The organism is uncultured Paraglaciecola sp. (assembly GCF_913058035.1).
Taxonomy (GTDB): domain Bacteria; phylum Pseudomonadota; class Gammaproteobacteria; order Enterobacterales; family Alteromonadaceae; genus Paraglaciecola.
In genome coordinates, this window is sequence record NZ_CAJXPA010000199.1 from 1 (window position 1) to 7,161 (window position 7,161).

The following is a 7,161-nucleotide window of genomic DNA, read 5'->3' on the forward strand; positions in this document are numbered from 1 at the left end:
ATATAGAGTTAAATCCGGTACGCGCTGATATGGTCGCTAGTCCTGTAATTAAGCGCTCCATTCAAGATTCAAGACTTGACCCTATAATGGGTTCAAGATTCAAGACTTGACCCTATAATGGGTTGATCTCCCGGCTGGTCAGATGGGGAAGAGATAAGTCATGGTTATTTTGGATGCGAGCAGTTTAGCTTATGAGTTGAACAATTGATCCTCTGGGCTATGTAGCAGCGACGCGGCTGCGCATAAATAAAGAAGTAGTTTTTAGCTTTGTAGCCGTTTAAGCTGCCGCGATTTTGTTAATAAAGGCCAAAACATGACTGATATCTCTGCAGCTCCCAGCAGCGCCAAAACACCAGAATTTTCAGCGGCCCCATGGCCAGCAGTTCGCAAGGCCCTTGAAATTATTGGCTGGCTAGTGGTTGCAGTACTTCTGTATACCGGTCTCAGTTCGGTTTTTGGCCGTGCTGACTTTTTGATAACCAGCTTTGCACAGCCCATTGCTGATCCACGGGCCACCTTTAACGCGTTTGATGTTCGCTACTATGAGCACTTTCTAGCCACATGGCTGCACCTTGGCCCCGCCCTGCTCATCTTCACTATCGGCCCGATGCAGTTCATCCCCGCGGTACGAAAAAAATGGATTAATCTCCACCGCTGGTCTGGTCGTGTCTTCATAGCTTGCGGAGTCATCGGCGCCACTTCGGGATTTTTTATTGGCGCTCTTTACCCCTTCATGGGTTTAGAAGGCCAGGGCTTTAACCAATCCATGGCCACGGTTGTTATAGCCGGCTATACCCTGCTTTGCCTTTATAAAGCCTATAGCAGTATTCGCCGCAAACAGTTTGGTGCGCATCGAGAATGGATGATCCGCGCCTGGACCATAATGCTTGCCATCGCCACACAGCGGATAATGTTAGGGGTATTAATGTCTACCACCGGCGTTGGAATAGAAATATTATTTGGTATGACATTTTGGATGGCGGGGCTGCTAAATGTCACTATCGGCGAGATCTGGATTAGCCTCACTCGCACTCCAGGCAATGGTGCGCGTCATTGGAAATATCTCGATGCCAAGGCAGCATCTAACAAAGAATAAACAGAATAAAGGACAGGCACTTTCTAAAGTCACCTAATCTACTACCGAAAAAACCGTCGGTTTCAGGTTTAGTTAGCAATTTTCGATTTAAACTTAATTAAGCGCTTCATTCAAGATTCAGGACTTGACCCTATACTTTTCGTAATACCTCAGGCGCTCAAAGGCCTTTATAATTAGTTAGAAAGCTAGATAGATCGAGGCCAAGAATCCTTCTCAACATTTGATAATAGTCACTCCCTTATCTGCGTTGCTTATGTGCGATCTTCCACTCGCTGGCTGATACCCCATATTTATTTTTAAAGGCTTTTGAGAACGCACTTAAGTCCTGAAAACAAAGATACTGGGCAATATATGTAAGCGGGTTATCACTATTTATCAGTAGATTTTCCGCTATTTCAAAGCGACTCTCGTTAAGTACTTCGCTATAGCTTGTTCCCACTTCCTTGAGTTTTCGTTGAATGGTTCGTGTCTTGTAAGGAAGACGGAGGGCCAATGCTCCAATGTCAGATCTTCCCAGCGCAAGATTTTTTTGAATCGTCAATTTGACGGTTGCCTGAAAGCCAGGTTTATCATCTAGGTGCAAACTTGTGAGGTATTCCGACATCAGCTCACGAGCAATATCGTCCCGAGCAGGGAGCTTGTGGTCAAGAAACTGACTGGGAAAAAATATCGCATCCTGCTCTGCGTTAAATTGAATCGGGCATCCAAAGTACTTCTTCAAAGACGCTTCATAGCCGCTATCTTTGAATGCAAATGTGACGTTTGAAGGCTGCCATTTGTTATCGGTCACGATCTTTAGCATTGCGTGAAGTGACGCAAAAAACAGAATGCTTCCCTGAGGGTAGCGAGTGCTTTCCTGTGTATCCAGAGAGCGCGTAAAGCTTGTCACATTGGACCAAGTTTCTAGGGAATACTGCATCCCAATAGCCCGCGCTCGCACATGATTCCTTACACCCTCGATCGTCTGCTTAAAGGTTTTCGCCGCGCGGCCATAGAGAATGGTTTCACGGTTATAACCGATTTCCTTACGTTTCTGAGTAAGAAGCAGGGCAAAATCAGGGCGGTCCAGCTGTCGGGCAGCGACCTCTAAAAGGTTGGCACAATAACTGTAGGGTACAAGCTCTGTCGTACCATAGAGTATACTCCCTGGGCACCCAGTTTCTGCGAGTAACTGACTGGCATTCCCGCCTAGCTCCTCATAGAGTTCGGCTGTACCTGCCAAATATGTTCCCAACACAATTGCACTCAAAACGGTCTCCTACATTTAGACGCGATGAAGTCTATTTTGCGCCACTTAGTGACGTGATTTAACTAATCTTTGGCGCACAATAACAAATTGGGCCTCGCTCTTCAATCTACACTAAATACCAGTTTGAGCATGTTACATAATTAAGATGTTATGCACTCGCTGCACCACCATTAGATCAATCCTGTCACGCGAGATAATACGAATGCCCAAAATTGCTTGACGGTAGAAAAATAGTCGACCTGACCCATGTGTTTGCCGGACCCTATTTTGCCTATCAACTGGGGTTACTCGGGACTGGTATTACGCGTATCGAAAATCCGGCTTGACTGACGAATACGAAATTCACCTATTTACCGGAAGAATCTGGTCTTGGCGTGAATAGTTTGGTAACGAAATGATCTGGGCACGTCGCCTGGGCCAGCGAGTAACGAATAGTGAGTCGCCGCAGCTTTGGCCTCTTGTTTGTGTCTAATCCAATTCAAAACTAATGAAGGATCAAAATGAAGAATAATTATAGAATTATGTGCGCACTCATTTCATGGGCAGTGCTCTCTCTTAGATTTGTCGATATGTTGATAATCGGTGAGCAAGGTAGTATTGCTGAAACATTGTTTGTCTATTTTGGGTTTTTCACAGTTTGGGCTAACATCCTTATTGCGCTTGCTTTTACGGCACCACTGCTTAATTCAGATAGAAAATTATCTAATTTTTTCATGCGTCCTGCCGTTCGTACAGCCCTCGCATCTTATACTCTTATGACATCCGCTGTTTATTATATGCTGATCGTGCCTTATTGGAATCCTCAAGGTTTCACTTGGGTGACCGCTACAGGCCTACATGCAGTCATGCCCGCTCTCTATATTATCGATTGGTTATTCTTTGCTGAAAAGCGACCAATTTTCTATAAACATCTTCCCTATTGGCTTATATTTCCTGCCATTTACGGAGTGACATCAATCATCCGAGGGTTATTAACCAATGTTTACCCTTATCCATTTCTGAACGTAGCTGAGCTGGGCATTGGAGCTGTATTATTGAATATGTTCGGATTAGTTGCAGTTTTTGCAGTGGTTGGCCCTGTTTTTATCGCGGTAGCACATCTGATAGAACCGAATCCTAGGGCAAAGAGCGTTGTTGACGAAATCACATAGATTATACATGCAGCTGCACTTTATCCTCCCCCCAGGGGGGGATACAAAGGATTGTGTTACAACAATAGGGGTCAGATCTTTTAGGTATTAGTGGTTTGTTGCTATTCTTTGTTTCACTGCAAAAGGAGTTTGCCAATGCCACGAAAACCGCGTTTTATTATCCCGGATGTTCCTGTTCATATCGTTCAAAGAGGACGCAGTCGTGAGCCGGTATTTTATGATGAGGCTGACTAATGGGTTTATCTCGGTCGATTAAGAGAAGCGGCTGAAAAATACCAATGCCAAATTCATGCCTATGTGTTGATGACAAACCATATCCACTTGCTGGCAACGCCATCAGATGTTCAAGGCATTACTTGAATGATGCAATATTTTGGACGGCATTACGTTCCCTACATTAATCGCACTTATAGTGGAAGTGGTTCGATTTGGGAAGAACGCTATAAAGAAACCTGGTTCAGGATGACCGATACCTATTAACCTGTATGCGTTATATAGAATTAAATCCGGTACGCGCTGATATGGTCACTAGTCCTGTAATTAAGCGCTCCATTCAAGATTCAAGACTCTGTAGGTTCTTTATAGCCAAGCGCCATTTTTAAATAACCCTTGTTTGTTTTTCACGATTTGAGCAATAGTTTCTCTTAACCAGAGTAACCCTACATCTCGGTTACTTCGGTTATGCCATGCCATTGATATTTCAGCTGGTGGAATGTCTATGGGCATAGATTTAGCAATTAAATCTCCACTTTTCACATGTTCAAAAGCAATAGGATAGGGCAAAACACTGATCAGAGATGTTTGCTTAATCAAACTCATTGCACTGACAAAACTATTTGTCGTCATGGCTATACGGCGAGTTAAGTTTTGCTCAGCTAATTTAGCATCAACAATGCCAGATGCATCACCCGATAAAGATACCAATAAATTATCACTATCCACCAGTGCTTTTATATCAAACTCTTTATCCACCAACGGGTGTTGAGGTGACATTACCGCTACAAAGTAGTTCGTACATAAGTGTTGTCTATGAATGTACTTACCAAGATCAGGAACATAATCAGCAATAAGCTCAGCTTGAGCATCCATTAACAAACTTTCACCATTCATAGTGTAGGGCACAGCATGAATATTAATGTGTGGTGCTGTTTGTTCTATTACTTTTCTTAGTTCTAACCACAATAGCGATAACATGCCTTCGGTTAACGCTATTCTAAAAGTACGTTTGGCATAATAAGGTACAAATTCTTTAGGGTTAACAACATCAGAAATTATATTTAATGAACTTGATATTTGTAACCACAATGAACTAGCAAAAGGAGTGGGTTTAATACCCCGACCATCTTTAATAAATAAAGGGTCTTTATAAACATGACGCATACGCGATAAAGCATTGGATACCGAAGGTTGCGTCATAGATAACCGCTTGGCAGCGCTACTCACAGATTGCTCTTGCATTATGGCGTCAAAAATCACCATTAAGTTTAAATCAAGCTTACTCATTTCAGTAACAACACATCATATAAATCAATGAGTACTATACTATCTATCAATTAGAGGTTATCAATGAGTTTGTCGATACTAGTGCCAACAAAACAAGCAACTTAAAAAACACTAGGAATGATAATGAAAGCAGCCTATATAAAACAGTATGGTGACGTAGAGAACTTAATCGTTGGTGATGTACCAAAACCCAGCATTTCAGCTTATCAGGTATTAATAAAAGTCAAAGCGGCCGGGGTGAATCCGGTAGATTTTCATATTAGAAACGGCATGTTAGAAGACTCAGGTACCCATGAGCTGCCACTAGTCCTAGGTTGGGACGCGGCAGGTATTGTGAGTGAAGTTGGCCAGCACGTAACCGATTTTAAGCTAGGTGATGAGGTTTATGTATATTCACCCTTAACAGAGCAAGGCGCACACGCAGAATATTTAGCCGTTGATGCCAATTTTGTCGCACATAAACCTGCATCATTAAGCTTTATACAAAGTGCAGCAGTGCCGTTAGCGGCTTTAACAGCACTTCAAGCATTAACAACGCATGGTGAATTACAAAAAGGTCAACTGGTACTGATCCACAATGCATCGGGTGGGGTGGGTAGTTTTGCAGTACAAATAGCCAAACACTTAGGTGCATATGTCATAGCAACAGGCTCTCAAGCTAAAAAAGATTTTATTATGGGCCTTGGCGCGGATGAATTTATTGATTACAAGCAAGACGATTTTGAACAGCATGTTTCTGACATGGACTTGGTATTTGCAGCCGTAGGGGGCAATAACATCGTTGAGCGTTCACTGGTTGTTATTAAAACCAATGGCCGATTAATTTCATTATTAGATGAAATAGATGAGAAAAAAGCACAATCACAAAACATTCATTATGCACGTATGGTGGTAGAGCCATCAAAAACGGGGCTTAACACAATAGCTAATATGCTTGAATCAAATCAGCTTCAAGTAACAATAGATTCAGTTTTTAGCTTAGATGATGCGAAGAAAGCAATGGTCAAAAGTGAAAGTGCTCGCGCAACGGGCAAAATAGTAATTGAAGTGGTAGCAAGTTAACGTTCACTGTTAAAGCTAACATGCGTAGCTAAAGATGCTCCTTGATAGTCAAGGGGCATCTTTAGATAATTAACACGGGTCATAACACGGCATAACACGGGGTCAAGTCTTGAATCATGAATTCGACGAAAATTTGATAATTTTACTCACACTCGAGTAGTGTAAATTGAAGTGATCCGCTATTGCTTTCATCGTGTACCCCCCACTTTTATAGGCCGCCAAAATAGATTTGTTACGACTTTCATACATTGTTTCGTATTCCGTTAAAGCCCTTGCTTTTGCCCTTCTTTGACTTGATGGAACTTCCGTTAGATCTCTATCTTTATCTATCTTTGCTTCCATTTCTTCAACAAAATTCTCATCACCCAAAAAAATCTGCTTTTTTAATAGTGACCAGGGTGATATCTGGCCTTTTCCTTCAGCGACAAACACCTTATATTTTTCTACTGTAGATGAACGGCGCTTTCCGAAACAAGATAATAACCAATTGACCTGCAGCCAACCGGGAGACTCTTCGAGGCCAACCGTATTTCGATAGCTACTCCACTGCCAGTTTTCTGCTTTAACAACCATACCTGCTCGGACAGGATTGAGTACGATATATCTCGATAGCTCCAGAAGATAGCTTTCTTTTTGAACCAGTATTGATTTATAACGGCCTTGAAAAACATGCCCTACTCGTTGATGCTGCTGATTAAACCGCTGCGTGTAAACACCGTTTAGTTGACGCATACCCTGGGACAAATTACCGTCTGGCGTTTCTATCATTAAGTGATAATGGTTAGTCATCAAACAGTAGCTGTGGCACTCCCAATTGAAACGCTCACAAACTTGCCCCAAGACTGACAAGAACAACGCCCTATCGTCATCGGTCAAATAGATATCATCTCGTCCATCACCTCGCGAAGTCAAATGATACAACGCGCCAGGGAACTCGATTCGTAGTGGTCTAGACATTTTTCGACTTTAACTTAATTACGCGCTCTATTCAAGATTCAAGACTTGATAATCATATAGAGATCTCCTCCGGACTAGTCGGTAAGGTAAGTGGTTCTAACAACACAAGCCAAACCGCGTAGCGGAGGAGATCAACATGAAAC

The 7,161-nt window shown here is 42.6% G+C and carries 6 protein-coding genes and 1 pseudogene; 4 read left to right on the top strand and 3 right to left on the bottom strand.

Annotated elements, in window-relative coordinates; all coding sequences use genetic code 11:
• Positions 1-313: 313 nt before the first annotated feature.
• Positions 314-1,096 (top strand): DUF2306 domain-containing protein, encoded by a 783-nt coding sequence (locus QZ562_RS18190; RefSeq protein ID WP_293763353.1) that lies wholly within the window; start codon positions 314-316, stop codon positions 1,094-1,096.
• Positions 1,097-1,334: 238 nt separating this feature from the next.
• Here the strand turns inward: QZ562_RS18190 and QZ562_RS18195 are convergent, their stop codons facing one another.
• Positions 1,335-2,345 carry an AraC family transcriptional regulator gene (locus tag QZ562_RS18195; protein ID WP_293763356.1) on the bottom strand — a complete coding sequence of 337 codons (1,011 nt, stop codon included), beginning with the start codon at positions 2,343-2,345 and terminating at the stop codon, positions 1,335-1,337.
• 500 nt (positions 2,346-2,845) lie between these two features.
• On the opposite strand from QZ562_RS18195, the gene QZ562_RS18200 reads away from it, so the two are divergent.
• Both QZ562_RS18200 and QZ562_RS21355 read left to right on the top strand, forming a co-directional pair.
• Positions 2,846-3,496 (top strand): Pr6Pr family membrane protein, encoded by a 651-nt coding sequence (locus QZ562_RS18200; protein ID WP_293763359.1) that lies wholly within the window; start codon positions 2,846-2,848, stop codon positions 3,494-3,496.
• Between the two features lie 264 nt (positions 3,497-3,760).
• Positions 3,761-3,856 (top strand): annotated as a pseudogene (locus QZ562_RS21355) (transposase); the annotation flags it as partial.
• 219 nt (positions 3,857-4,075) lie between these two features.
• On the opposite strand, the gene QZ562_RS18205 reads toward QZ562_RS21355, so the two are convergent.
• Positions 4,076-4,999, bottom strand: coding sequence for a LysR family transcriptional regulator (locus QZ562_RS18205; protein ID WP_293763361.1), 924 nt, complete (start codon positions 4,997-4,999; stop codon positions 4,076-4,078).
• A gap of 123 nt (positions 5,000-5,122) precedes the next feature.
• Between QZ562_RS18205 and QZ562_RS18210 the strand changes: the two genes are divergently transcribed.
• Positions 5,123-6,061: an NADP-dependent oxidoreductase gene (locus tag QZ562_RS18210; RefSeq protein ID WP_293763364.1), complete on the top strand. Its 939-nt coding sequence runs from the start codon at positions 5,123-5,125 to the stop codon at positions 6,059-6,061.
• 114 nt (positions 6,062-6,175) lie between these two features.
• On the opposite strand, the gene QZ562_RS18215 is transcribed toward QZ562_RS18210, so the two are convergent.
• Positions 6,176-7,018 carry a transposase gene (locus QZ562_RS18215; protein WP_293763367.1) on the bottom strand — a complete coding sequence of 281 codons (843 nt, stop codon included), beginning with the start codon at positions 7,016-7,018 and terminating at the stop codon, positions 6,176-6,178.
• Positions 7,019-7,161: the final 143 nt, after the last annotated feature.